Source organism: Mesorhizobium album, from assembly GCF_033977205.1.
In the GTDB taxonomy this organism is placed as follows: Bacteria; Pseudomonadota; Alphaproteobacteria; order Rhizobiales; family Rhizobiaceae; genus Mesorhizobium; species Mesorhizobium album.
In genome coordinates this window covers 36,969-62,991 of sequence record NZ_JAVIIW010000018.1, presented here as the reverse complement: position 1 = coordinate 62,991, position 26,023 = coordinate 36,969, and the positions used below count along the sequence as shown (strand labels likewise).

20 protein-coding genes and 2 pseudogenes are annotated in these 26,023 nt (G+C 60.3%); 2 read left to right on the top strand and 20 right to left on the bottom strand.

Annotated elements, in window-relative coordinates:
* Nucleotides 1–18: 18 nt before the first annotated feature.
* Nucleotides 19–273: a hypothetical protein gene (locus RFN28_RS16625; RefSeq protein WP_320288387.1), complete on the bottom strand. Its 255-nt coding sequence runs from the start codon at nucleotides 271–273 to the stop codon at nucleotides 19–21.
* 70 nt (nucleotides 274–343) lie between these two features.
* The gene (ltrA, locus tag RFN28_RS16620; protein ID WP_112099315.1) at nucleotides 344–1,753 is read right to left on the bottom strand and encodes a group II intron reverse transcriptase/maturase; all 1,410 of its coding nucleotides are present in this window, start codon (nucleotides 1,751–1,753) and stop codon (nucleotides 344–346) included.
* A 532-nt stretch (nucleotides 1,754–2,285) separates the two neighbouring features.
* Between ltrA and RFN28_RS34870 the strand changes: the two are divergent.
* Both RFN28_RS34870 and RFN28_RS16605 read left to right on the top strand, forming a co-directional pair.
* Nucleotides 2,286–3,298, top strand: a pseudogene (locus RFN28_RS34870) (transposase).
* 568 nt (nucleotides 3,299–3,866) lie between these two features.
* Nucleotides 3,867–4,154 (top strand): annotated as a pseudogene (locus tag RFN28_RS16605) (transposase); the annotation flags it as partial.
* A 237-nt stretch (nucleotides 4,155–4,391) separates the two neighbouring features.
* Here RFN28_RS16605 and RFN28_RS16600 read toward each other — a convergent pair.
* From RFN28_RS16600 to nifH, 18 genes are all read right to left on the bottom strand, one after another.
* Entirely contained in the window at nucleotides 4,392–6,389 is a 1,998-nt protein-coding gene (locus RFN28_RS16600) for a class I tRNA ligase family protein (protein WP_320288384.1), read from the bottom strand.
* 332 nt (nucleotides 6,390–6,721) lie between these two features.
* A complete protein-coding gene (locus tag RFN28_RS16595; protein ID WP_320288383.1) occupies nucleotides 6,722–7,501 on the bottom strand; it encodes a phytanoyl-CoA dioxygenase family protein in 780 nt (259 codons plus the stop codon).
* A gap of 721 nt (nucleotides 7,502–8,222) precedes the next feature.
* Nucleotides 8,223–9,524 carry a lysine N(6)-hydroxylase/L-ornithine N(5)-oxygenase family protein gene (locus RFN28_RS16590; RefSeq protein ID WP_320288382.1) on the bottom strand — a complete coding sequence of 434 codons (1,302 nt, stop codon included), beginning with the start codon at nucleotides 9,522–9,524 and terminating at the stop codon, nucleotides 8,223–8,225.
* 1,046 nt (nucleotides 9,525–10,570) lie between these two features.
* Nucleotides 10,571–11,584, bottom strand: a complete 1,014-nt coding sequence (locus tag RFN28_RS16585; protein WP_320288381.1) for a 1-aminocyclopropane-1-carboxylate deaminase — start codon at nucleotides 11,582–11,584, stop codon at nucleotides 10,571–10,573.
* 323 nt (nucleotides 11,585–11,907) lie between these two features.
* Nucleotides 11,908–12,231, bottom strand: a complete 324-nt coding sequence (locus RFN28_RS16580; protein ID WP_320288380.1) for an exopolysaccharide production repressor protein — start codon at nucleotides 12,229–12,231, stop codon at nucleotides 11,908–11,910.
* 27 nt (nucleotides 12,232–12,258) lie between these two features.
* Nucleotides 12,259–12,576, bottom strand: coding sequence for a ferredoxin III, nif-specific (gene fdxB / locus RFN28_RS16575; RefSeq protein WP_320215349.1), 318 nt, complete (start codon nucleotides 12,574–12,576; stop codon nucleotides 12,259–12,261).
* Nucleotides 12,573–12,776: a CCE_0567 family metalloprotein gene (locus tag RFN28_RS16570; protein ID WP_320236493.1), complete on the bottom strand. Its 204-nt coding sequence runs from the start codon at nucleotides 12,774–12,776 to the stop codon at nucleotides 12,573–12,575. The genes fdxB and RFN28_RS16570 overlap by 4 nt, the downstream gene beginning before the upstream one ends.
* A gap of 26 nt (nucleotides 12,777–12,802) precedes the next feature.
* Nucleotides 12,803–13,279, bottom strand: a complete 477-nt coding sequence (locus tag RFN28_RS16565; RefSeq protein ID WP_320288379.1) for a DUF269 domain-containing protein — start codon at nucleotides 13,277–13,279, stop codon at nucleotides 12,803–12,805.
* Between the two features lie 339 nt (nucleotides 13,280–13,618).
* A complete protein-coding gene (locus RFN28_RS16560; protein WP_320288378.1) occupies nucleotides 13,619–14,776 on the bottom strand; it encodes a TlpA disulfide reductase family protein in 1,158 nt (385 codons plus the stop codon).
* A 1,359-nt stretch (nucleotides 14,777–16,135) separates the two neighbouring features.
* Nucleotides 16,136–16,780, bottom strand: a complete 645-nt coding sequence (locus RFN28_RS16555; RefSeq protein WP_407046163.1) for a universal stress protein — start codon at nucleotides 16,778–16,780, stop codon at nucleotides 16,136–16,138.
* 320 nt (nucleotides 16,781–17,100) lie between these two features.
* Entirely contained in the window at nucleotides 17,101–17,886 is a 786-nt protein-coding gene (locus tag RFN28_RS16550; RefSeq protein WP_320229538.1) for a winged helix-turn-helix transcriptional regulator, read from the bottom strand.
* A gap of 27 nt (nucleotides 17,887–17,913) precedes the next feature.
* The gene (locus tag RFN28_RS16545; protein ID WP_320229537.1) at nucleotides 17,914–18,393 is read right to left on the bottom strand and encodes a NifX-associated nitrogen fixation protein; all 480 of its coding nucleotides are present in this window, start codon (nucleotides 18,391–18,393) and stop codon (nucleotides 17,914–17,916) included.
* A 12-nt stretch (nucleotides 18,394–18,405) separates the two neighbouring features.
* Nucleotides 18,406–18,909, bottom strand: coding sequence for a nitrogen fixation protein NifX (gene nifX, locus RFN28_RS16540; RefSeq protein ID WP_320288376.1), 504 nt, complete (start codon nucleotides 18,907–18,909; stop codon nucleotides 18,406–18,408).
* Nucleotides 18,875–20,254: a nitrogenase iron-molybdenum cofactor biosynthesis protein NifN gene (gene nifN, locus RFN28_RS16535; protein ID WP_320288375.1), complete on the bottom strand. Its 1,380-nt coding sequence runs from the start codon at nucleotides 20,252–20,254 to the stop codon at nucleotides 18,875–18,877. The genes nifX and nifN overlap by 35 nt, the downstream gene beginning before the upstream one ends.
* A 9-nt stretch (nucleotides 20,255–20,263) precedes the next feature.
* Nucleotides 20,264–21,754, bottom strand: a complete 1,491-nt coding sequence (nifE, locus tag RFN28_RS16530) for a nitrogenase iron-molybdenum cofactor biosynthesis protein NifE (RefSeq protein ID WP_320288374.1) — start codon at nucleotides 21,752–21,754, stop codon at nucleotides 20,264–20,266.
* Nucleotides 21,755–21,814: 60 nt separating this feature from the next.
* On the bottom strand, nucleotides 21,815–23,356 hold the full coding sequence (gene nifK, locus RFN28_RS16525; RefSeq protein WP_320288373.1) for a nitrogenase molybdenum-iron protein subunit beta: 1,542 nt from the start codon (nucleotides 23,354–23,356) through the stop codon (nucleotides 21,815–21,817).
* Between the two features lie 128 nt (nucleotides 23,357–23,484).
* Entirely contained in the window at nucleotides 23,485–24,987 is a 1,503-nt protein-coding gene (gene nifD, locus RFN28_RS16520) for a nitrogenase molybdenum-iron protein alpha chain (RefSeq protein WP_320288372.1), read from the bottom strand.
* 95 nt (nucleotides 24,988–25,082) lie between these two features.
* On the bottom strand, nucleotides 25,083–25,976 hold the full coding sequence (gene nifH / locus RFN28_RS16515) for a nitrogenase iron protein (RefSeq protein WP_320215360.1): 894 nt from the start codon (nucleotides 25,974–25,976) through the stop codon (nucleotides 25,083–25,085).
* Between the last annotated feature and the right edge of the window lie 47 nt (nucleotides 25,977–26,023).

Genomic DNA, 26,023 nt, shown 5'->3' with positions numbered 1-26,023 from the left:
GATGGGACCGAATAGCGATTAGGCCTCGTTCAGAAGATCGGCCTGCCCGATGGTCGTAGAGAGGAGCAGACACCATCCCACTGCAGCATACGGAAAGATCCGCGTCATCATGGAGACGAGATCGGTTTGATGGAACGCATAGGCATAAGGTTCTCCCATTTCCCACCGCTCGACCCTTTGGCAAATCGCGCGCAGGCAAGGCTTGCCGAAAATCCATGGCCAGCGCGAGCTGCCGCCCCTGCGGGAAGGGTCGTGGTCGAGTAGCTCAGCCATTCGGCTTTCGCCCTCACAGATCCGGGCGGGCGGATTTCCCGCACCCGGCTCTTCCCGAGAGTAACCCGCGTCATATCCTTGCCTGCGCCCAAGTGCGAGTGATGCGGGGATTGGGCAGGGGGAAGCGTGCCGTCAGGGTCTCGAACTCCAACCAGCCCATGCGCCGGCTTTTCTGGCTGCGCTGTCTCAGACAGCGCAGCCATATCCGACGCACTTCCCGGTAGAACCCGTTGAGCGCAGGGTAGTTGTGCGGCCTGCCGTAGTAGCCGTAGTGTCCACGCAGGACCGCGGCGAACCACTCGTGCTGCGTGGCCAGTGGCGCGTGCATGAACCGCCAAGCCTCCTTCCGCAACGCCGTCAGCTTGCGCGTCAGGCGTTTCCCTTCCGTTTTGTGCTTCACGATGAACCGGCCGTCCCGGGTCCGCCCACAATAGTGGATGAAGCCCAGAAAGGCGAAGGTCTCGGGCCGCCGCTCGCCACGCCGCTGCCGGGAGAGGGCCGCGAACCGGCCAAACTCGATCAGCCGCGTCTTGCCGTCATGGAGCGTCAGACCAAAGCTGGCCAGCCGCGTCCTGAGGGCCAGCAGCATCTCCTCTGCATCTGCCTTCTTCTCAAAGCCCATGACGAAGTCGTCAGCGTAGCGCACGATCACAACGCAACCGCGCGCATGGCGACGACGCCATAGCTGAGCCCAGAGATCGAGGACGTAGTGGAGGAAGATGTTGGCGAGGAGCGGGCTGATGCCCGCCCCCTGCGGGGTACCCCTGTCCGTCTCTTGCTTTTCGCCGCTCTCAAAGACGCCGGCCCGCAGCCACAGCCCGATGAGCCGTAGGATACGAGGATCAGCGATCCTATGCGCCACCATCCGCAGCAGCCACTCGTGGTCGACCGAGTCGAAGAAGCTGCGAATGTCGGCATCGAGCACCCAGTTCACGCGCTGGCTCATGATCGCCGTGTGCAATGCATCAAGCGCCATGTGCGGGTTCCGCCCCGGCCGAAAGCCATAGGAGAACCCGCAGAAGTCGGCCTCATAGACAGCGCTCAGCACCTCGGCGACCGCGCCTTGGACGATCTTGTCTTCCAGCGCCGGCACCCCGAGTGGCCGCTTACCGCCATCGGCTTTGGGAATATAGACCCGTCGCACCGGCTGCGGCCGGTAACGTCCGGCGTGGACCCGTTCGCAGAGATCGCGGAGGTTATCCTCCAGCCTCTCTTCGTACCTCGCCACTGTCATCCCATCGACCCCAGCACTCGCCTGCCGCTTCTGTCGCCGAAACGCCCGATATAGGGCGGCCTCATCGACGTGATGCAGCAGGGAGGTGAACCGGGTTTGGGCAGCCTGTCTGGCCGCCGCGTTCACCCGCTCAAGGTGCGGCGGCAAGGCAACCCGGCTCTGCGTCCGGACCCTGGCCTCCTCGCGCAGGTTCCCCTCGGGCTGGCCCCTTCCCTCCACGCGTCTCGTTTCCTTTGACGGTTTCATCAGTACTATGAACCAGTCCGACTCCCGACCTCAGCTCGGACGGCAGCTCCGGCAGTGCCTTGCTGCTGCCCCCCACTGGAGACCAATCCAGCGGACCCGGTCGGGCCTCTCATGTTCCGATGATTACCTTCCATGCGTGATCCGGCCTTCGACCCCGACGGAGCGACATCGTCTCGCATAACGACGATGCTCATGCTGCCTTCGTGTTTAGGGAACACACTCGGCCTCCGCGAACTTCCACCTTTCGAGGCTCAATCCCGCACCCCGCATGGCTCCTGTCTACACTTCAGACCCCGCGTTACCGCGACGCCCGCAAGACTCGGTCCCGGCTTGCCCGCTACGGTTTTGGCCGGATGGGACTTGCACCCACAAGCAATCATCAGCTTGGCATGACGTACTCCCGCGAGGTGGTGTAGCTCGGCGGTAGCGAAGCCGCTCGCGAGCGCGCCCTCAACAGCGCCGTAGATGCTATGGGCGGCGGCGAGCGTGTGGCACCCTCGGCGCTGTTGAGCAGCTACCTAAGGAGCGCCCCATGTCCCCATCCTTTGATGCAAGCAAATCCCTTACCGCCCTTGATCAGGACAGCACGTTGATCGCAGTTATTGAGATGAGCCAGACAAAGTGGCTCATTGCTGCGACGGTCCCTGGCTTTGAACGTAATCCTCTCAAGAAGCTCGATGCCGACCCGGATTCGGTGCTCAGGCTGTTGCGCCGCTGGCGCAGCGAAGCCATCCAAGCCGGGCGCGAAGTCCGGCGCATCGTAGTCGCCTATGAGGCTGGACGCGACGGCTTTTGGTTGGCGCGCTGGCTCCAGGCGCACGCTGTCGAGGCTTATGTCATACATCCATCGAGCGTAGCGGTTTCCCGCGAACATCGGCGCGCCAAGACCATCGCCTCGATACCGAACTGCTGATGCGCGCTTTTCTTGGCTGGCTGCGGGGCGAGAAGCGCCACTGCAGCATGGCAGCCATCCCAACCATCAATGAGGAGGAGGCCCGCCGTCCGAACCGTGAACGAGACAATCTCGTCCGCGAACGTACACGGATCGTCAACCGCATCAAGGCAATCCTCGCTCGCTTCGGCATTCGCGCCTTCAAACCCAATCTGCGCAAAGCTGCGGAGAAACTGGAGGCTCTGCATACGGCGGAAGGTATGCCCCTACCGGAACGAAGCCGAGCCGAGTTGCGCCGTAATCTCGGACGGCTTCATCTGTTGCGTGAACAAATCCATGAGATCGAACAGGAGCGGTTGCGGCAGCTCTCGGTCGTTCCGGACGCGGAGAAGGGCCCGCTCGCAATGGTTCGCCTTCTTTCGCGGATCATCGGTGTCGGTATCGAGACTGCGGACATGCTGGTGAACGAGATTCTCTCACGCGGCCTGCGTGATCGGAGAGCCGTCGCTCGCTATGCCGGACTTACGGCCGATGGCCGCGGCGGTACGCGCAAGACAATGATCGTGGCTTTGGCGCGCAAACTACTGATTGCATTCTGGCGACTTGTCACGACCGGCGAGATCCCGACGGGAGTAGCCCTGCGTCCGGTGTAAAGCATGGAGGAGCGTTTAGGACGAGCATTGAAGTTTGGCAGCTGCAATAGCGTCTGCCGATAACGATCCGAGGTGGTGGTGATCCCGGTCGCTCACATGGCTTACGACGCCGCGCTGTAGAATGGGCCCACCGCCCGGAGCTTCGCCGCCGATGCGTATGGCTGCATCATGGTTTTTGATCCGCGAGGATCAACCGCATACAAGCTTGCGGCGCTTTACTTTACGGCGCCTGATGGCGAGCTCCCCTCGGTTTGCAAGTTGTAGACCTCTACAAACAGCACCTGCCGGCTCAATGTAACGCTGCCGCCGTGCTCGTGACCGTCAAGGGCAAGTCGCTTCGCGATGGCCAAAGGCCCCACCCTTGACCGTCACTGCGCGCGGCGCCCAATGGATCCCGAAGCCAAAGCAGAACAAATGGGCGCCACGGCTGAACAAGGAGACGGAACGACTGAAAGATCACGTTGACAAAGATCACCCCATACAAGCGAGCGAGCGGCGCAGCGGTGGTGATCGATGTTCTTCCGTTAGGTCGGGTTGCTGACACCAACCTGATTCGAAGGAACCACCGATGACCGACGACATGATGAACCTGCGCGCGCTCGTGGAGAAGACCCCCGATGCCGATCTCCTGCGCGAGATGATCGGCTTTGCCGCCGAGCGGCTGATGGAACTGGAGGTGGGTGCCGCCACCGGCGCCGGCTATGGCGAGAAGAGCGCGCTGCGGACCGGCCAGCGCAATGGCTACCGCGATAGGGACTGGGAGACGCGGGCCGGAACGGTCGAGCTGCGCATCCCCAAGCTGAGGAAGGGCTCCTACTTCCCAAGTTTCCTGGAGCCGCGCCGCGAAAGCCATCGGGGCAGAGGGATATGTTGTATTGGTCGAGGGGCGGCGCCGGAACGTCTCTCTGATCGCTACTAGATGGGGTAAGGGGCCTCTCGCGCCGGCGAGATTTCCTGCGTAGACCACGCGCTGCTACGGGCATTCGTGACCGCCTCGCTGAAGCAGGTGGGCCAGTCTGGTCTCAATCTGTCTGGTAGCGGCCCGTAGAGTTGTCGGCTTATGCCGAGCATGCCTCGTCAAGATTTGGGTGGCTCATAGGCCATGGTCATTGAGAATAGGACTGTCGGATTTCGCGTAGAACCCTAGTACGGGTCCGATATCAAAGATCGTCCCTGGTGGAAGGCGCCGGACGGACGCAGGCCATATTTCGGTTGAGGCGCCGATGCCTCTCGCCAGCGTGCTGGCAAATCGGGGCATCAGCGGTGCGAGTGTCTGCGCCAGGATCGCAGCGGCTGTAGCCTGAAGCGCGAGCGAAGTCCGGGTGCGGGCGGGATAGAGACGTCGCGCCGCTGCATAGTCTTGCGCCTGATGGTAGATCAGGCAATCGCGCACGAAATCGCAGGCCTGTGCGGCCGCGCGACGGAGCGAGAAGCCTTCGTCCGAATAGGCGCGTTCCATCGCCGCGCGATGGGTCTCTATCTGAGCAAAAAAGGCGCGGTCGGCCGAAGCCCAGTCGCCTGCGTCGGGCACACGGCCGCCAAAGTCCTGCTGGATGTCCCGGTGCAGCGCATCAAGCCAATTCAGCCAGATCCCCTGAAATATCTCGTTCCCAGTGCGGCGCAGCGCGTCCAGCGTGAAGTTCGTCCGCTGACCTTCCGGGCGTGTCAGGGCCAAATGGAGACGCACGACGTCGACTGTCTTTGGGTCCAGAACGTCCTTGCCCCAGACCGCATGGCCGCGGCTGGTCGAGAACTTCTGGGCGTCGAGCAGGTAAAACTCGTTCACGTGATAGCGAATGCGCGGCGTCCAGTGGGAGAACACCTCGGAATAAAGAGAGGGGTAGAGTAGCGCGTGGTAGAAGGAATTGTCGAAACCGAAGAAATGCACAATCTGCCAGTCATTGCTGGGCTTGGCCGCATTCCAGTCGCGACCCAGTGAGCGAGCTAGCGCCTGGATGTTGTAAAGAAAACCGAAAGCCATCTCCGGCCAAATCCAGATCACCTGCCCCGGGAGCCCTTCGGCCGGCAGGCCCCAGGCCGACGGGTGGGTAATGGGCAGCGAAAAGTCGCCGCGTTGGCGTAGACGCGCGAAGAGGTCCATGATCCGAACGGGGGCGCCTGATGACCTTAGATGCCGGTCGATATTGGCGTAGCACCGATCCAGCGCAAGTTCGGCACGGCGCACGTAGCCAACCACCGGCGCCTCGGCCGAGTGCCGCGACCGGGCTGCACCTAAGTCATGACACAGGTTCGGCGCGCCGCATTCCTCGCAGATGTTTCCGCCCGCGGAGCCGCCGCAATCGGGGCAGAGGCCGCTTACATCCGGTTCGTAAAGGTAGTCGCCCGAAACAGCATCGAAGAGCGCAGGGCTCTCGCGCAGATCTACCGCCGTGCTGCTCAGAAGACCACGGAAACACGCGGCTTGAAACTCTGCATAAGCGTCATCGCCGAACGTGGATAGGAAGCTGTGGACTTCACAGTCGAGAAGTGCAAGCGTGGCTCTGATCTCGGCGGCGTAGTGGCGCGCCACCTTTGCGGGCGTCGCTTGATCGGCATCGGCACGCCTCGCGACGTAGCTCTGGTAATCATCGCTCCCAGTCAAGTGGTAGGCTTCGGCCCCTTTCATGCGCAGGAAACGTGTGTACACGTCGGCGCCAAAATAAGGGCCTGAAAGATGCCCCAGATGCAGATCGCCATTGGGCGTCGGCGGCGTCGAGAAAATGAAGATCGGTCCGCGCGGAGTCGGGGTCTGTGTACCGGCATCAAGGGCGGCCTTGCCGTCACGCCAGTAGACATCGACGAAGTTTAGATCTTCGTGCCCATCGTTGCTCAGCACATGCGCTTCAAAAGGGTCGAACAGAACGACGTCGCCGGCCTTGACCGAGATTTCCCCAAGGTCGGTCCTGACCTTGCCCGCTCCAGACAGGACCACGAAGGCCTCGATTTCGTCGTGCCGATGGGGCTGGGATGTCACGCCCGGTCCGACCTTTCCGAATGAAAACCCCGTGCCAGCGCTCCCCGTTCCAATCGTGGCCATGTCGATGCCGAACGCCCACGACAGCTCCGTTCGAGAAAACGTGGATTTGCGCATGATGAACCTCAGCTGTTGGAGCAGTGGTATCTTCGGCCGTCTGCACAACAGCCTCTGCTGCCAAGTTACGGAGAGACGCGGTAGGCAAACCCGTTGGCGTCCCGCCTGAACAATCCGGCTCTTCAGGCAAGCGACGACGGGCGCACCAGTAATGCTGTAGGTGGCGTCACAGAGGGCCGCGCGGCGAGCACCTCCACAATCGAGGTGCCGAGGCGTTGCAACGGGAAGCCTGGCTATGCTCCAGTACCCGGCAAATCGGAACCCCATACCCTCCTTGCATTATTTGAGCGGTCGATCAGTTTCGTGTGCACGCCTCGCCTCGTTCCGAGAGCTTAATCGCGATAGAAAATGCCGTTTGGGGGCTTGAGGTTGTCGAGATCGGCAACTTTGCCCTCTGGCGCGTTAAGGGCGCGCTTAAGAACGTTATATTCAGCGCGGCTCGGTCCACCGGTTGAAGCCCGCTGGAACACCAAATAGAGCGTCCGCCGCGAACGATTGCTTTTGTTGGGCCTCGAGTAATGCGGTGCGTAATCGTCGAAAATGAAGACGTCGCCAGCCTTCCATGATATGGGTTCCCAGTAGAATGTTTCGGCGACCGCCGGATCGATTACCCCTCCGGCATCCATGGGAAAGACCCCCTTCTTGTGATTGCCGGGGCTGAAGAAAAGCCCGCCATTGTCTGGGTCAGAGTCGTCGATCCCTATGGCAACGACCGCATGGACCATCCGGTCGGACAGCTTGTGTGGAATGTGATAGATGTCCTGGTGCGGACGGTAGCCTCCGCTGTCGGGATAGTGGAAAATCAGCAGTTCCTTGAGCCTGCGAGACTCTTCGTCAAGCAGTTCCTCAACGCAGGACGTGATGCGCTGATCTTCCAGGAGCAAGTTCCGCAAGGGGTCATGGAAGTCGAGAAAATTCTCGGCTTTTGAGGTTATCTTTCGATTATCCGTCGTCTTCTCGAACCACAGCATCCATTTGTTATCGCTGACGTCCCAGCGTGAAACATTGTCGACAAAACTGGAGATACGCTCAACAGCCAAGGGATCGAAGAACCGTTCGAGCCTGACGTATCCGTCCTTGTGCCACTTGTCTTTTTGTGTGTCAGTCAACATGCGGAAAGCCTCCTTTTGAAAGACTGGTTTGGTCGAGCACCCCAGTAAGGCACTCGCGCCCTGGTCAGCTTGTGTCGCTGAGGGCCCTCCATGGCTTGCAGGCGGTGACGCTGTTTTGCGGTGCGTTGCGCTGGTGGTGTGCAAGGCTTTGCTGTCCCTCCTTAACGAAGAAAGCACTTGGCCTCGAAGGAGCTGTTGGTCCGGCAGGATCTGCACATTATTCAGCGCCGAGCATCCAATAGGCGGCGCTGCTCCTGCAGCCAACCCTTTGCCGCCGCCACACGCAACGTATGCGGTGCGCCGGACAAACTTTGCGACAAGTTCCCGTTCGCGTGCCCGATCAGCGGGGTCATCACAGACAAGAGCTGTACGACTGTTTCGAAACAGGTACTGTCGAAGCCTGGCGCAAGACTGCCCATGTGAGGCTGAGCCGCGTCCGAGAGTTCCGGAAACCCGGGACTGGCGCATCGGTTCACCCGGCCGCGCCACGAGACGCATCGCATAAGGCGGCACCCCGCCGATCTAACCTTGGCCGCCAAACCCACAGCGCTTTTGCGAGTGAGCGATCTGGTATGAAATTGACCATTGCAGGGATCATGCGATCGGCGGATGGATCGAAAGACTGGTCCCTCACGATCATTTCGGAGCTGACCGCGGCCTTCACCGCGACCGCCCCGGGCATCATTCCTTGCATACGACCGGCAACGAACAACAGTCGACATCATATCCCACGGCTCCTTTCTTCGCCTACAGTGTCGGACCAGCTCTCGAGGACGGTATGGCTGATGAATCCAGGATGCTGTGGGTTCGCGCATGGGGCGCGCCGTAGAAGGCTGCCGCGAATGCGGCGCGCACGCCACGCGAGCAGGCTAAGGTTCGGATCGGCCAGCGCACGGTGCCCGGGACTCGCGTTCTGTACGAAGATGCGTCGGTCGCGGGGTCCGTCCCAGCACACCGAAAAATCCTCGTCGATGACCAATTCATTGTCGGTCTGTTCCAGCCGGTCAACGATCGGTTCCAACAAGTCTGGCACGGCGCTCTCGTAACCGGTGGCCAGGAGGACGATATCGGCCGTGACTTCTTCGACATCGCCCGCTCGCTGCAGGGTCAACCTATGGCCCGCGCCGGCGTTGATGCAGTGCGAAACATTGCAACCCGGTCGCAGTGCGATTTGATACAGGTCTGGCTCAGGAAACTCGTGGCGATACAGCGCCTGATAGAGCGCGCGCAAAGTGCTTTCCGAAATGCCGTCCGAGGCAAGCACGAAACGCCGCAGGAAGAGCTTGCGCTTCGACTCGCTCTTTGCCGCGAAACGATCCGAAAAGCAGGGCATGAACAACTCGTTTGTGAATGGGCTGTTATCGATGGGGAGGTAGTTTTCGCGCTGCGAGACCCAGGTGATCGAGGCAGGCCGCTGTTCTCTTGGCACACTGAGAAGGTGCAGCAGCACCTCTGCTCCCGACTGGCCCCCACCAACGACGCAAACATGTTTTTGCCGCAGCTCGGGATGGATGTGCAGTAAATCGGATGAATGGAAAAGGTTGGGTCCGGTCCAGCCCTGAAATTGAGACGGAATCCGGGCTTGCTTGCCGATGCCGACCACCAGGTCTCTAGCAGTCAGAACTGCATCGTCCGTCCGCACGCGAAACTCGCCGTCATAGCGTATTTCGCGGACGGTCTCACCGCCGCGGACAAGTGGGTTCCTGCGGAACGCCCAGTTCAGGTATTGCTCGAACTCAGCCCGGAGCACAGCATCGAACTGTGCATTGAGGAAGTGGTACAGACGTCCGTTCTCGTGCAGGTAGTTTATGAAAGTGTAGGCTGATCGCGGATCCACCAGCGTGACCAGATCCTTGAAGTGGCTGACCTGGAGTTCTGAGGAATCGAATGCGCTGCCTGGATGCCAGCGGAAGTCAACTTGCCGATCCAAGAACAGTGCCCCGTGCCCGATTTGCTCGTGTATCTGACACGCAAGGCTCAAATTGGATGGCGCTGCACCGACCCCAACGCAAGAGAGCTCCATTGTCTTGCTCCTACAGGTGTTTCCCGATCTAGCGGCATGTTCGAAACCGCAATGAAAAGGCCTGGCGTCTCCGAGGACATCGGTCTCGAGATCAGCGACAATTAGCGTGCGCGCGGCGTCATCTGGTCGCCTCTTCATGGCGGCTATGGCAATCTTCGATGAGCGTAATCATGGGACGATATTCGGCAGGTTTGTTCGGAAGGTCCGCTGCATCGAACGTGCCAAAAGGAAAGTGTCATCAAAGCAACGGCAGCAGGTTTGTCATCATGTCGGGTGTCCGACATTCAGGGGGGAAAGCTTGCACCTGCCGCCGATTTGCACGTCATCGTCGTTGCCGCGCTGTGAATACGGGCTCACCAGGACACTGTTCAATGGCGAGGGGGCGACTAGCGGCGAAACCTTCGTCACGCGCAAGGTGACTGCGATCGCGGGCAGGACTGCTTCTACCCCGGTAACCTCAATGCAAAGCGCGACTGGGGCTCGGGCATCTCTACGTCGAGGGCATGTGGGGCATTCTACAGCATCACGACCTAACGATTTTGTGCTCGCGAATGGCGCGACACAGTCGGTCGCAGCTTTGTCGAGCTGCCTTCACGCGAATGCAGAAAGGAGATCGTCTGGAACAGCGAAGGCGTTGACGATGTGGGCCACGCAGCGAACTCTCTAGGTAGCAGCGGCTGGCGCTGGATTTCCCACATGGCATTGAGCCGCGCGATGATCCACCTCGCACCCGGGCGATGGAGACTCGGAAAACACATCGCATTCACCGACGCCCTAGCCAGCGCTCTTCTTGCCTTCATGATCTCATCGGCAAACCCGCTCTCGGCCGGCGGGGGGAATGCGCCGGCATTCCCCCCAGCAACCGCCCAGATCGCGGGACAACCGGTCCCGAAATTTTGGGCGCTGCCCGCCAGCGTCGCCAAGTGTTTGCGGTTCGTGGCGATTTCAATAGGCGGCTGCGCCGGCCGCTCCAGATGCACTAGCTCCGCACTCGGCAGCCGTCGCGGCGACTCCAGCCGGGCCGCTGCTGACGAGGCCCCTACGGGTCAGCCGTTTCGAAAGGTGTAACCGTAGCCGTTGATCGCCGGCGCACCGCCGAGATGCGTGAAAAGAACCCTCGATCCCTTGGCAAAAAAACCTTTCTGGACCAGGTCGATCATTCCTTGCATCGATTTGCCTTCGTAAACGGGATCGATGATCATACCTTCGAGGCGCGCGCACAGACGGATGGCATCCTTAGTTTCCGGGGACGGTATGCCATAACGTGGGTAAGCGTACTCCTCGAACAACACCACATCATCCTCGACCAGTTCCATTCCGAGATCGACGAGCTCCGCTGTATGTTGGGCAATATCCAGCACTTGCGCCTTGGTTTGCGAGGGAGTGGCAGAGGCATCGATACCGATGACGTTGCGATGTCGACCGTCATTGGCAAATCCGACGATCATGCCGGCATGCGTCGAGCCCGTGACCGTGCAAACGACGATGAAGTCAAATGCAAACCCAAGCTGTTTCTCCTGAGCGCGCAACTCCTCTGCGAACCCCACGTAGCCGAGACCACCATACGGGTGAACGGACGCGCCAGCTGGTATCGCATAGGGTCTGCCGCCCCTTGCCTTGACCTCGTAAAGCGCCTTTTCCCAACTGTGGCGGATGCCTATGTCAAAGCCCTCGTCAACCAGATGCACTTCTGCGCCCATGATGCGGCTTAAGAGAATGTTGCCGACCCGATCGTAGACGGCATCCTCATGTGGAACCCAGCTCTCCTGAACTAGGAGGCATTTCATGCCGATCCTGGCGGCGACCGCGGCGACCATTCGCGTGTGGTTGGACTGCACGCCGCCGATGGAGACAAGCGTATCGGCGTCTGAGGCGATGACGTCGGGGATGATATATTCGAGCTTGCGCAGCTTGTTTCCGCCAAACGCGAGTCCGGAGTTGCAGTCCTCGCGTTTGGCGTAGATTTCCACCTTTCCACCTAGATGCTTGCTGAGCCGGTCGAGCTTCTCGATGTGCGTCGGTCCAAAGGTAAGCGGATAGCGTTCGAACTTTTCCAGCATGTTCTCTCCGGCGATGCGTGAATGAACCGAGACTTGCCATGCACATCAGCTCAAGGGGCGTGTTTGGTCTGAGGTCAGCTGCATTGTCCGACGTCTTAAAAGAGCTTCGTCACTATTCCAGCGCCTCATTCGCCGTCCCGACACGCAACGGCCACGCCGGCCTCCCTACCCTGCCTGTAGCACCGAAAACTGCGTCGCCGGGATGGAACGACGGAATGCGGTCGCCGTCGACCGCACCAGGCATAGCATTCCTTGAAAGATCCACCGATGTTCACGGTTGATCCGAAGTGGCGTGAATCTGACTTTGATCTCGTCATCGCGCCTCAGTGGCGCAGCGATATGCCGCCCATCGGAAAGACCGGAGCCGCATCGGCAGATTTATTCCTCACCACCTCGTCATGGTCTGGCAGCTGATATTCCAACTGCGTCGCAACTCCGAAATGTTCGGCCCTTTGGCCAGATCTGCTAGCGCAGCCAGCCCGCCAGATCTGAAAGAGCACGCTTGCGAAATAGGCTATTTGGAGGAGCAGCGAACAAGCCAGCGTTGTGAGGACTACTGTGCGGATGGAATGAGAAGCAAAGTAGACAGCCAAAGCGTTGCTGCACAGGACCACCCAAAAAATTCGATAAAAGATTCTGAAGGGCAACGCCGTTCTCCTGGTTTTCTCGCCACATCATGCAGCGACCTTGTCGGCCGCAACATGGGTCTGGCAGTTCTTCGGGCAGACGCGGGCGCAGGCTCCGCAGCCGACGCAGCGGCCTGCATGGTCGACGACCATGATCATACGATTGAGCTCGCCATCGAAGTCGTCGTCTTCGTCGTTGCAGGGGCCGAGGATTTCGCCTGCGTCATCGACGCCGTAAAGGTGCATGACCTCGCGCGAGCAAACCTTAAAGCAGCGTCCGCAGCCTATGCAGGTCGTGCCGTCGATAGCGGTGAGATATTGCGGCATCCATTTGGAGCCGTCGCGGGTGACGAACGCGCTCGTCATCGCGCATTCTCCGATGCAGCGAGATCTCTCTTGGCAGCGTCCCACTCGGCAAAAACGGCGAACGTTCTCTCGGCAATCACCTTGATCTCGGTCCAGTTGACCGGGAGGTCTTCGGCAAGGTCGTGCAATTCCATCTTCGCGGTTCCAGCACGCGACTGCAGCTTGCGGACCTTCTTCTGCAGCTCTTCACGGTTTGACATTAATCCTTCCTCGAATACGGCTTCCATCACGCCAGCGCGACGTCGGGACTGACTTCGGTGTCTGCGGTTGCATCGTCCACCAGTTTCGTACCGGCCTCCGCCAGTTGTCGGAACGTCTCGAAGCCGAACCAGTGGATGTCCGGACAGAACGACCCAACGCCTGGCACCGAAAAGCCCGCGCCCAGAGGCCTCACGGGTTTGGCCTCCACAATTGGCGATGTCGCCGGGTGGAAACGCTCAGCGATCGCAAGCCCGACGGCGCTGTAGAACATGTCGAGCCTCCACAGCGCGTGGGGATCGGGATAGCCCATGCCAGGGATCGTGCGGCCCTTCTTTCTGGTGACGATGAAGCCGGCGAGCAGCGCTGCGTCCGATTTGCCTTCCCATAAGCAGTAGGACTCCTCAGCACGGATCAGCCGCACGAGGCAATTGACGAACGGGGTGGCAAGGGCCGCCTCGTCCTCGTTAATAGCAGCGCAGATCGCGGCTTCGGCCAATTTCATATTCTCCCCAGTTCAGGCCTCTTCGTCGAATTTCCTTTTTCGGCAGCGCCTAGCTCGGGCACACGTGCGCGGCCGATGCCCGGCTCGGAGCGGGCAATTCCAAGCAATTGACGTCCCGGTGAGCGTTCTTGGACGCGTCTTCGACCGCGAGGCCTTCCACCATGGCGAGAATTCGCGTCCAACATCACTTGCGCCGCTGCGCGGCCGCGGGTCATCGCAAAATTCGCGGTTTGAAACTGCCGCAAACGATCCACCCGGTGCTGCATAGGGCCTACTTGCTGCGGCCACGCCAGGCAAATGGACGAATTGGCCAGTAAACATTCAGATTGACGCCTCTTTTTATGTATTTTTTCGGCCGCTCGCGCTTTGGTGTCGGGGGGAAAATGTTTTGCGAACCCGCGAAGAGAGCGCTGCAACGGCCCTGCCAGCCTTGTAGCTGGCTAGGGTCTGCAGCAAATCCGGTAGAAGGTGCTGTTTCTGTGCGTCCGGAATAAGCTCCGGACCTTCAAGCGACTTCAGTGCCAACCTGAGCAACTCGATCGCGCGATCCTTGTTGCCGCTGTCGTAATAGTATCTAGCGACCGCCGGATAAGACCGGAACTTAGGGCCGTCGGCTTGCGGGGGATTGAGTGCCAAGATGTGTTCGGACAGCTTTTTGCCCATCGCGAAACGCTCAGCAGATGGAAAGTGCGAATGATCGTGCGCCGGACTGAAGAGCTGGCCTAGCGCTGCAAGCATCCAGTTCTCGGAGTTTCTGTCGATTGCGTCGCGAACCAATTGGCGCATGACGGGCATGCCTTTTTGCATGTCGTGCATTCTGTGAAGTAACAGATGCACATGAGCCAGGCGAAAACTGATATTGTCCGGCATCAAGGCGATGCCCTCTTCGATCGCCGAGAGCGCCGTCGTCCAATCCTCTATTTTTATCGCCGCCCAGAATCTGTCATTGATTGGCTTCTTCAAGCCCTGTTCGCGCGCTAGTGCGCCGCTTCTGGCGATCCGCGCCGTATCGGCGGTTTTCGCTTCATCGCTGGCGCGCCAGCTGCCGTTCAGCACCTTCGGCAAAACCTCGTCGAGTTGCCTCGGATGACCGATAAAGGCGATGTGGCCGTCCCGGTCGACCACGAACGAGGTCGGAATTCCGACCGAAAAGCTGGGCTCCCTCCAAAGCTTGTTCATTTCGCCTGTAGGGTCGAACGCGATCCGATAGTTCAGATCCGGGCACTTTTCGGCCAACCACGCGCCCAACTTGGCTCGGACCTCAACGGGCGAGGAAGCGTCTTCATCGGCCGCGACTCCGACGACCTCAAGTCCGACGTCCTTGTATTTCTCCTGCAGTTGCACCAGTTGGAGTGCCGCGGCCGCACATGGTCCGCACCAAGTCGCCCAAAACTCGACGACGTACACTTTGCCGGGCTGGAAACTCGCAAACGGCTCGCCACGCAGCCAGGTCTCGACCTTGATCGGAGGAGCCTGTGACTCCATCTGCAATGCCATGTTGCTCTCCAAGGCTATTGCCAAAGGTTGCGCGAGTTTACGCGCGAGCTTGTTTCCCACTAAGGGAGGGGCACACGGGTTCAAGGAAAGCGAGCATCACCCGTCTCGCGCGTCTGCGCGCAGTGAGCGTTTACTCAGTCTTGCCGGCATCCAGTGTTGCCGAATCTCCACTTGCAAAGGCTGTGCCAGTGCGCTCGGCGTGCAGTAAGGGGTGGTTCCGCTTGAAAACCCACCATGCGACGAAGATGGCCGGTTGTATTGAACCCGACATGTTTGCCGCCGTTGGCAGGTTTCGGACATGCATCACGCGCTGCGCCCCAAATCCTGGCACGGACCACTCAACATGTATGCCGACCATGGGATGAGCAGACGGACATCGTGACTGCGTCAGCTATCGCCAGGCTCGTCATCATCGTCCGCTTTGCGCCCATCGGGTTGAGCTGTGTGCCGTTGCGGTCCCTCAGGCGGTAGCGGAACTCGGCATTTGCGATTGCGAGGGGCCGCTCCATGCGCGTGTCGCTGTGCCCCCCGCCCGCCTTGCGATTGAATTTCCCGGCTGGGGAAATGGCGTCCTCCACGTCGACGCCGGTCCAGCTGCGGCCCGCCACTACCCCCATCGCCAATGCCGCCATTGTCATTACTATGACGATCGTGGCGGACTGGCCAGGAGTGCTGGTGCCGGCCGGTGAACTCTGCGGGATTCCTGCTTTGTGTCACCTTGTGTGTTTCCGGCGCCCGGGCGCTACAGCGCCCGCGCGGGTGCGAATGCGAGCATTGTCGGATTTGATCAGCCCAGGACCATTCGGCCGCCCACGCGGATCCGGCCGGACCGACTGAATACACTGAAGATGCGGCGGTCCTCGCCGCTCTACCATCTCAGCCAATGACATTATGATTGATGCCATCGCTTGCCGCCCAATCAGGCAAGGGCCCGACTGTCCAGACTCGAAGTCGAGGGTCTTGGCCGCGGCACTATGATTGCGTTGTTCAGCCCCAAGCCAGTAGTGAGGGCGATCCGTGATTTCGCCCATACGGATGCCGATACGGGTCCGAACGGCGTGCCGCATCGAAAGGATTCTCTTTTTCCACCTGACGCCGACCTGCGAACCCTTGAGTTGACTGCATTGAGAAGCCCAGTACGTCGGCGTAAGTTACGCTCACGGATCTTCTCGGGCGAGCAGAAGCCATCCTAAGGGCACACTGGAGACGTGCGGGATGCCTCGGGCCGAGGCGCTTGTAAATTGTCTCGAGGCGCTCCGCGAAAACCTGCGCGTTTGCCGCGACCTTGGCCGACTTGGCATGAGGATAGGCGACCAGGGAAGCAGAGCTTCGAACAGCATATGGGCGTCTTCGGAACCGTCACCGCGCCAAAAACAGCGGCAATGGCGGCTTTGCTTCTATCCATCTCCTCACGCCACCGAAGAGCCGCTCGCGCAGCCGCCGGCTTCCATAAGCGCCCATGACAATCATGTTGGCAGACGTGTCGATTGCGTGCTGCGCGAGCACCGTTGCCGCCGGCTTGCCGGCGCTCGGCAGACGGTCGACCGATACCCGAGCACCATGCCGGGTGAGATAGGCAGCGACGTCGGCTCCCGGCTCGGTGCCGTTTCCGGTGCAGGTCACCTCCGGATCGACCAAGGTGAGCCGAACTTCCTCGGCTCCGGACAGCAAATCCAGCGCTTCCCGAACCGCACGGGACGCCTCGACGCGCGAATCCCAGCCGACCAGCACGCGCCGTGGCGACAGAGTCGCCTCGGCACCCTTCGGTACGACGAGCACCGGCTTTCCGGTATCGAACAAGCTGCCGTTGATAACAAGAGGTCCGAGATCGATGTCGTTGAGAAGTGCGGGGCCGACGATGGTCAGGTCACTGCAGAGCGCCCGCTGTCGCACCGCGTCGCCGACGCTGGCCTGGTCGCAGTATTCGGTATCGACGTCATAGCAAATCCACAGGGCTCCCAGCAGTTTTTGAATATCCCTGGACGTCTTTTCCAGAATGGCCATGTCGTGTGAAAATTTCTCGATTTGCCTATACCGCTTTTCCAGTCTGGCAATGGCCGCTGCACGTCGTTTTGGCCACTCGGGGATGGAACCGCATAGCGGCGGAGACGCCATAATAAGTACCGAAAGGTTCGCACCGCCCTCAGCACACAAGCCGGCAGCTATTGTGACGTCCTTATCGGAGTGATGAGCTCCCGTCACACTGAGTACGCTTTTGAAGGCCATGGACTGCTTCTTTTCGAGTATGTTGTACCTGCAGGCGTTTCGAAGCCGCTAGACTTGCCCTCGCGAGGGAGATGGGAAATGGCAAACCGGCTTGCCATTCAGCCATCCGGCTTCTCCAGCGAGTAACCGGCCGATCTGACGGTACGAATGACGCTGTCGGGCGAGGCCGCCTTCAGCGCCTTTCTGATCCGACTGATATGGACGTCGACGGTGCGTGCACCGATATGGATATTGTCGGGCCAGGCCGCGTCGATCAGCTCGTCTCGGCTAAAGACCTTGCCGGGAGCTTCAAGCAAATGGCGCAGCAGGTTGAACTCGAGCGGTCCGAGATGGATGTCATGGCCATTACCGCGAACTCGGTAGGCATCGAGCTTCATCTCGAGGCCGCCGCAGCAGAGCCAGCTGCCGTTTTCGGCCCCGTTTGAACCCGGCTTCGGCAGCGCCAGCTTCGTGCGCAGACAGTCAAGCAGCGTGGCCGGCGCAATCGGCCGCACAAAACTCTCGTCGATGCCTGCCTTCAAGAGATCGAGGTGCTGGTTCTCGGCGCCGGGGGCAATCAGGGCAATAACGGGAAGGCCACCCGTCCGGGGCTCGCTCTTGAATGTTGCGCAGATTGTGGAGCCCGTTGCGCTTGCTGGCCCACAATCCAGTACCACCGCCTGGAGCTCTCGTTCATCGGCCGCTGCAATTGCTTCCTTCACGCCGCCGGCCGGCTCACTCGTGAAGCCGTCCACCCCGAGAATGTGACTGAGGAACAGATAGAACTCCGCATCTTGCGAACAGATCAGGACCAATGGCTTCATCGGCGCTACCCCAAGAAGCAAATCGGCCTCGACCGCCCCGGTTGGGTGGGCGGGCCATGGCATGTCTTCAACGCCTGGCATGATCCCCTTGCTCGAAAATCGCGTTCATCACGCCCGCGCCACATCGGGATAGGCTTCAATGGCCGCGATCGCGTCACCGGCCAGTTTCGTACCCGCCGCCGCAAGTTTCCAGAACGTCTCGAAGCCGAACCGGTGGACGTCGCGCAGGGTCTTCGACAGAACGACCAGCCGCCCGGCCGTGAAGAGCACGCGCCCGAAGCCCTCATGGCTCATCTCCATCATCGGCGATGCCATCAGGCCGGAACGCTCTTCGATCGCGAGCCCGACGGCGGTGTAAAACATGTCGAGCCTCCACAGGACGTCAGGATCGGGATCGCCGATAATCGGGATCGCACGGCGCTGTTCCTTTGTGATGATGAAGTCGCCCAGGAGCTCGACGTCCGATTTGCCTTCCCATGTTCCGTAGGAATCTTGAGCACGGATCAGCCGCACGAGGCATTTGACGAACGGGGTGGCAAGGGCCGCCTCGTCCTCGGCGACATCAGGGCTGACCACGGCGTCAAACATTTCGCCTATTCCTCATTTGAAGTCCTCGTCTTCGAAGCACGGCTTCTTTTCGGCAACGCCTGCCTCCGCCAGCACCTTGCGCAGCCAGGGCGGAGGAGCCTTCCTGAGCATCGTTTGCGTGCGCAACAGCACCTCTTGGAGGGTTTGGGGCTGCGGCACTTTGATCGGATGGATTTTCGCCGAAATAACCTTGGCTGCCGAAGGTCCGCCGATAGCCAGACAAAACAGGAGATGACAGCCCTTCAGCGCCTCCACCTTCGGAGTGATGCGATCATCGCCCTCGCTGCGATGCTTCCCGCTCTCGTCGGAAACGTCGTCGAAGGCCACGGCTTCCACAAGCTGCCACTCCTCGCGCGTCACGTCGTAGACAGCAAAGCGCTTGGCCGATCCGAAATGGGCATTGAGGTTCTTCATGTCTTGCGTAGCGATCGCCACGCGCAAAGCGCCGGCTTGCCGTAGCGGCATCGATGCGTGAACCTCGTCAGAGACGAGCGAGAGGCGACGAACTGAGCTCATCTGGCATTTCTCGGTGGCGGAATGGATCAAGCGCCTCAGGCGTCGGCGTATGTCGATTGGCCTGGAAGATGTTGGCAACCTCGAAGATCAGGTCGCGGGTCCCCTGATAGAGGACTGTGAGCTTGTGTTGGCTGCCGAGCCGGTCAAAGATTGGGAAGCCGACGCGCATGAGCGGGATGCCAAGCTGCGCCGCCTGGCGGCCGTGGGAATGGGTGACGAGGAGATCAGCGCCAGCGCCAAGAGCCTCCAAATCGCCAAGATCGCCGATCTGAACCGAGTCCGCCGGTACTTTCTCCAGAATTTTCGACATATTGGTCGTGGTGACCGCCGCCGCGATTTCGGAGCCCATGCCGACGAAGAAAGTCGCGAGTTGGTAGAGTTGGTCTGGTTCGGCAGCGATCGCAATTTTCTTGCCTCCGAAATGGAAATGTCCGTCGAGCAACGCGTCCTGCAACTGCGCCCGACGCCGGCGCACCCCGGCCGGCACTGGCGCGCCCGAAATCGCTGACAGCAGCGAGACGAACCGGTCTGCGGCCTTCAATCCAGCCAGTGACTGGAACATCGTGTATGGCACGCCGGTCAACCTGTGCAGCAGCTCGGCCGGGCGGCGCATATGCTCACCGATGACAATGCATTGCACGGCCGTGCCAAGCTCGCTGATGTCCTCGACGCTGGTACCGCCATAGGTGGTCGTGACCCAGCGGTCTGGCACTGTACCGTCGAGCGAGCCGGAGACGTCCGGCACAATCACCGGCTCGAGCCCAAAGCTTTCGACCATGTCACGCAAATGCTCGATATCGGCCACAGTGAGGTTCCAGCCGGGCAGGATCGCGATCTTCTTCGATTGCCGCGCCTGCTCGCCGGGCCGCGTGATCCTTCCGATCATCGCCGTGACCGCCTTGGCCCAACCCTCTTCGATCGCCCCCTCGAAATCCGGCGTGTTGGCCAGCACGACCTCCGTACCTGCGAGTTCGTCCGCGCGCTTCTGCCTGATATTGGCGAGATCCCCTAAAAAATCCTCGCCTCGGGTTTCCGTTAGCGCGGTCGTGCAGACCCCGATCAACTTTGGCTTTGTGCGAGTCTTGAGATTGAGGATCGCCTCTTCCAGATGATCCGCCCCGCCAAGGATCGTCGCCACTTCGTCCATCGCGGTAGTCTGCAGGGGGATGGCTTCCTTGAAATGCCGCACGAAAAGCACGAGCGCGAAGCTGGTGCACCCCTGGCTACCGTGGAACAACGGCATCGCACCACCGATCCCAAGAAAGGCCAAGGCTGCACCCAGCGGCTGCGACGACTTCAGTGGATTGACGGCCGTGGCTTTTGTCTGGGGAAGGATGCGGACCATCGGCTTTCCTCAACACTCGCCGAAATCGTCGGCCGTCGTGCCGGCGAATTTCTTGAAACCCTGGACGGTCGCGGTCTCACCCTTCGTGCTCGGCGGTTCGTCCCCTGCGGGGAGCTGGCACTCCCACGGTGGTGGCTCCCGCACCTGGCGCCAGATCGGGTTGTGGATGGCGAGGTCGATTTGGCGCACGAGTTCCACCATGCCGTCATAACCGGCATAGGGCTGGTGACGCTCCTGGTTGATATCGAGCCAGGGTACCTTGGCCTTCAGTGCGATAAACTGCGTGCGCCCCCCCGACAGCATGATGTCGGCCTCGTGTTTTGAGAGCATTGCGTAAAGCTCGCGCGGTGCCATGGTCTCAAACATGTGGTTCTCGTCCTTGAGTATCTTCTTGATGCGCTCCTTGTCTTCGACCGTTGATTTCTTGACCGAGGTGCCGACGATCTCGATGCCGATCTCCATGAGTGCGTGGACGACCGACCAGGACTTCACACCGCCAGTGTTGAGAAGCACGCGCTTGCCTTCGAGCCTCGGCCGGTAGGCCGCGAGCTTCTTCCAGGCAATCGCCTCCTCTTCAGCAATCAATGCCTCGGTGCGGCCGAGGATCTCCGGATCCGCACCCTTCTTCACGAGCAGTCTGGAGATCTGCCGGAGCGCTTCAGAGGTGTCGGTGATGCCGTAGAAGGAGCCTTCGAAAAACGGGATGTCCCAGCGCTGCTCCATCTTGCGGGCGAGATTGATGAGTGCGGTCGAGCACACGATCATGGTTGCCCGGGCGCGGTGCGATGATGCAACGTCGAGGTAGCGCGCGTCGCCCGGAATTGAGGCGCGCACCCGGATGCCGAGCCGATCAAAAAGCGGCTTCACTAGCCAAAATTCGCCCGAGAGGTTGAATTCGCCAAGGATATTGATGTCGTAAGGGCCGGCATCGTCGGGCTCCGCCGTGCCGATGACATGGTCGAGCAACGCCTCGCCGGCAAGCTTGTTGCCGAGATTCTTGGACCCGACGAAGCCCGGCGCATTGACCGGCACCACCGGCAGGTCGAACTTTTCGGCCGCGCGTTTGCACACGGCCTCGATGTCGTCGCCGATCAGCGCCGTCACACAGGTCGAATACACGAAGATCGCGGGCGGCGCGTAAGCTTCCTTGATCTCGCGGATCGCTTTGAAAAGCTTCCGCTCGCCCTGCCCCATCATGACGTCGAGTTCGGTGAGATCGGTCGTGAAGCTTGTGCGCCACAGCGTTGGCCCGGACGAAGCCGCGCCCCGGTTGTCCCAGGAATTGCCCTCGCAGGCGAGCGGTGCATGGACCAGATGCGCGACATCGGTGATCGGCTGCAGCACGATTTTTGCGCCGTCGAAGGCACAGCCGCCGGCTGCCGCCCCGGGGGTGAGCGGCTTGGAGCAGCCCTTTTTGCGCGCCTTGGCGTCCTTGCCGCGGTTGTTTTCGCAGGCAGGCTCGTTGAAGACATCTTGGATTTTGGCATTGAGCGAGGACATTGCGCCGGTCTCCAAAGTCAATCGAGAAGACGGACCGGCCCTAAAAGCCGGCCACCGCTCTTAGCGGGTGAGGTCATAAGAATAGTCCGTCACCCCCGTCTCGCTTGTCTCGCGATCGAGTTTGTCGAAGATCTTGTCGAGGATTGTCGTCAGTACGCGCAACCCACCTTGGTAGCCCATGAGCGCAAAGCGATGGTGGTGGTGCCGGTCGAAGATCGGAAACATCAGCCGGATCAGCGGCGTGCCGGTGTCGCGCTCCAGATACTTGCCATAGGAATTGCCGATCAACAGGTCCACGGGCTCGGTGAAGAGCAGCGATCGCATCGCCCACAGGTCCTTGCCCGCCCAGACTTGAGCCTCCTTGCCGAAGGGCGAGGATGCAAGCAGCTCCTTCATCTGGTCTTCCCACGCCTTCGTGCCGTTGGTGGCGAGGCAGTGAGTCGGCTCGCCGCCTGTCTCCATGATGAAGCGGGCCATGGCGTGGACAAAGTCCGGGTCGCCGTAGAGTGCGTATTTCTTGCCGTGCAACCAGGATTGGCTGTCCGCCATGGCGTCAACAAGTCGGCCACGCTCCAGTCGGATTGCCTCGGGGATTTCCTTGCCGGAGATCGCAGAGACCTCCACCAGGAATTCGTCGGTCGCCTGCACGCCAAGCGGGTAATGGAACGAGGCTGTGGCCTGGCCGACCTCCTCGCAATATTCCAGCGTCTTTCGGGTGTTGTAATGCTGTAGCGAGAGTGTCGCCTCGGCGTTGAGTGCGTTCCTCACGTCTTGGATTTTCGTGCCGCCGTCATACATGCGGTATTCGCCGTCCGATGGTGTGTCGAACTGGTCAGAGGCATCTTGGATGAACGTGTAGGACACGCCCATCAGATCGAGCAGGCGTTTGAGTTCCCGGTTGTTGCCAACGCAAAAGCCGTCGAAGCCCGGAATGATGTTGATCGTTCCTGGGGCTTCCGTTCGCTCCTGGCCTTTCCAGAAGTGCTCCAAAATGCCCTTGACCGTACCATCATAGCCGTCGATGTGGCTGCCGACGAAGGCCGGCGTGTGCGCGAAGGGCACGTCGAAGTCGCGCGGGACCGAGCCTTCTTCCTTGGCGTTCTCGATGAAGCTGTGCAGGTCGTCGCCAATGACCTCGGCCATACAAGTCGTCGATACGGCGATCATCTTCGGGTCATAAAGTTGATACGTGTTGGCGAGCCCGTCGACCATGTTCTTCAGGCCGCCGAACACTGCCGCGTCCTCGGTCATCGAGGAAGAAACCGCCGACGCAGGCTCCTTGAAGTGGCGCGACAGGTGCGAGCGGTAATAGGCCACGCAACCCTGACTACCGTGCACGAAGGGCATGGTTCGCTCGAAGCCCGTGGCCGCGAACACCGCGCCGAGCGGCTGGCAGGCCTTGGCGGGGTTGATGACAAGCGCTTCGCGAGCGAAGTTTCTTTCCCGGTATTCCCAGGTCTCGGTGAACTCGCGTTGATCGGTAACGACCTGATCCTGGTGCGGACATTCGAAATTCAGCTTCTTCTCGGCCAGCATTTGCCTGTATTCCGGCTCGCGGAAGAGGGGCGCATGGTCGAGAATTTTTTCGGCCGACTGCGGCATGGTGGTCACCTCTTTTTGTATCTGACCGCGCCATACGGCGCGACAGCAACATCAAACGTTTCTGGTCCGCGATCACGGGGTCGCGGGGTTTATCGTCTCCTTGGGGAGACAAGCTAGGGGTCCGGCATTTATTCGGCAGCCATCGCCCGCCCGCGGCTCGGACGTCTTTTCCAAGGCGCCTCGAATAGGCCCCAGACCGGGTTGTTGATGGCAAGATCCACATCACGGGCGAAAACGGCAAAGCCGTCATAGCCATGATAGGGCCCCGAATAATCCCAGGAGTGCATCTGACGGAACGGTATGCCCATCTTTTGCACGGGGTATTTTTCCTTGATCCCCGAGCCTACGAGATTAGGGCGAACCCCCTCGATGAACTTCTCCAACTCATAACCGGTCACGTCGTCATAGATCAGCGTGCCGTTCTTCACGTAGTGAGCAGTGCGTTGATAATCGTCGTTGTGGCCGAACTCGTAACCTGTGCCGACGATCACCATGCCGAGGTCCTCGTAGGCTGTGATGACGTGGCGGGGGCGCAGGCCGCCGACATAGAGCATCACCGTATTGCCTTCGAGGCGCGGTCGGTATTTGGCGATTACCTCTTCGACCAAGGGGCGGTACTTGGCGATCACCTTTTCGGTCTTCTCCTCGATTTTCGGCCCAAAATGCTTGGCAATCTTGCGCAGGGAGGCTTCGATCTGGGAGGGACCGAAGAAATTGTACTCCATCCAAGCGATGCCGTACTTTTCCTCCATGTGTCGACAGATGTAGTTCATAGACCTGTAGCAATGGATGAGATTGAGCTTGGCCTTCGGCGCGCGCTCTATCTCGGCGAGCGTGGCGTCGCCCGACCAGTTGCCGATCACGCGCAGGCCGATCTCCTCGAGCAGGATTCGCGAAGCCCAGGCGTCGCCGCCGATATTGTAGTCGCCGACCACGTTGACGTCGTACGGGCCACCCTCGAACTCGACGTCCCTCTTCTCGAACACCCAGTCGCGGATCGCATCATTGGCGATGTGGTGGCCGAGCGATTGCGAGACGCCGCGGAAGCCCTCGCAGCGCACCGGCACGATCGTCTTTTCGATCTCCTTGGCCTTCTTGCGCGAAACCGCTTCGGTGTCGTCGCCTATGAGGCCGATCGGGCACTCGGACTGCACGGTGATGCCCTTGTTCAACGGAAAAAGTTCTTCAATCTCGTCGATGATCTGTTCCAGCTTTTTGTCGCCGCCGAAAACAATGTCTTTCTCCTGGAAATCGGAGGTGAACTGCATTGTCCCGAACGTGTCGATGCCGGTGGTGCCGACATAGTAGTTGCGGCGCTGCGACCAGGAGTATTGCCCGCAGCCGACGGGGCCGTGCGAGATATGGACCATGTCCTTGACCGGACCCCACACCACGCCTTTTGAGCCGGCATAGGCGCAGCCGCGAATGGTCATCACGCCGGGAATGGACTTGATATTCGATTTGACGTCACATTCGGAAAGGACCTCCCCTTCCTCGCCGGCCTCGTCCCCGCTCTTTGCGACGTTGAGGTGCTTTTTGCGGCGCTTCGCCGTCTTGTCGGGATATTGCGACAACACCTCCTCGATAAGCTTCGCATGGAGAGCACCGTCATTTTCGTATTCCAGGCTCATGGGACCCCTTTCAAGGTTCGTGTGACGCCTCACCGGCGAGGCGCCGTTACAAAGGCGCGCTTGGTCAAGGCCGCACCTCAAGTCGACAACGCTCGTTACAGTGCGGCCGCCTTCGCCGTTTCCTTGGCTTGGAGTTCGGCAAGCATCTGCTCGTCTGTCTTCATGATGCCGAAGTCGAGCAACATGTCCTCGAGCTCCTCCATGGTGATTGGGGTCGGGATGGTGCCCTGGCGCGAATTGGCATGGATCTTCTCGGCCAGCGCACGGTATTCCCCGGCCTGCTTTGAGTCCGGCGCATACTGGATCACCGACATCTTCCTGAGCTCGGCGTGCTGGACGATATTGTCGCGTGGCACGAAATGGATGAGCTTGGAATTGAGCTTGGAAGCCAGTGCTTCGGCGAGGTCGAGCTCGCGGTCGGTTTGGCGCTCGTTGCAGATCAGGCCGCCGAGCCGCACGCCGCCCGAATGGGCGTATTTCAAAATGCCCTTGGCGATGTTGTTGGCGGCATAGAGCGCCATCATCTCGCCGGACATGACGATGTAGATTTCCTGGGCCTTGTTCTCGCGGATCGGCATTGCAAAACCGCCGCACACCACGTCCCCGAGCACGTCGTAGGAAACATAGTCGACATCATCGTAGGCGCCGTTCTCCTCGAGGAAGTTGATCGAGGTGATGACGCCGCGGCCGGCGCAGCCTACACCCGGCTCGGGGCCGCCCGACTCCACGCACTTGATGCCTCTGTAGCCGATCTTGAGCACGTCTTCGAGTTCGAGGTCTTCCACCGAACCTTCCTTTGCAGCAAGGTGCAGCACGGTATCCTGCGCCTTCGAGTTCAGGATCAGGCGGGTGGAGTCGGCCTTGGGATCGCAGCCGACGATGAGTATCCTCTGCCCGAGATCGACAAGGGCGGCGAGCGTATTTTGGGAGGTGGTGGACTTGCCGATGCCGCCCTTGCCGTAAAAGGCGATCTGACGCAGACCTGACATGTAGCTTTCCTTCCTTCGTTCCATTCATCGCGGCTGCCCGCGACATG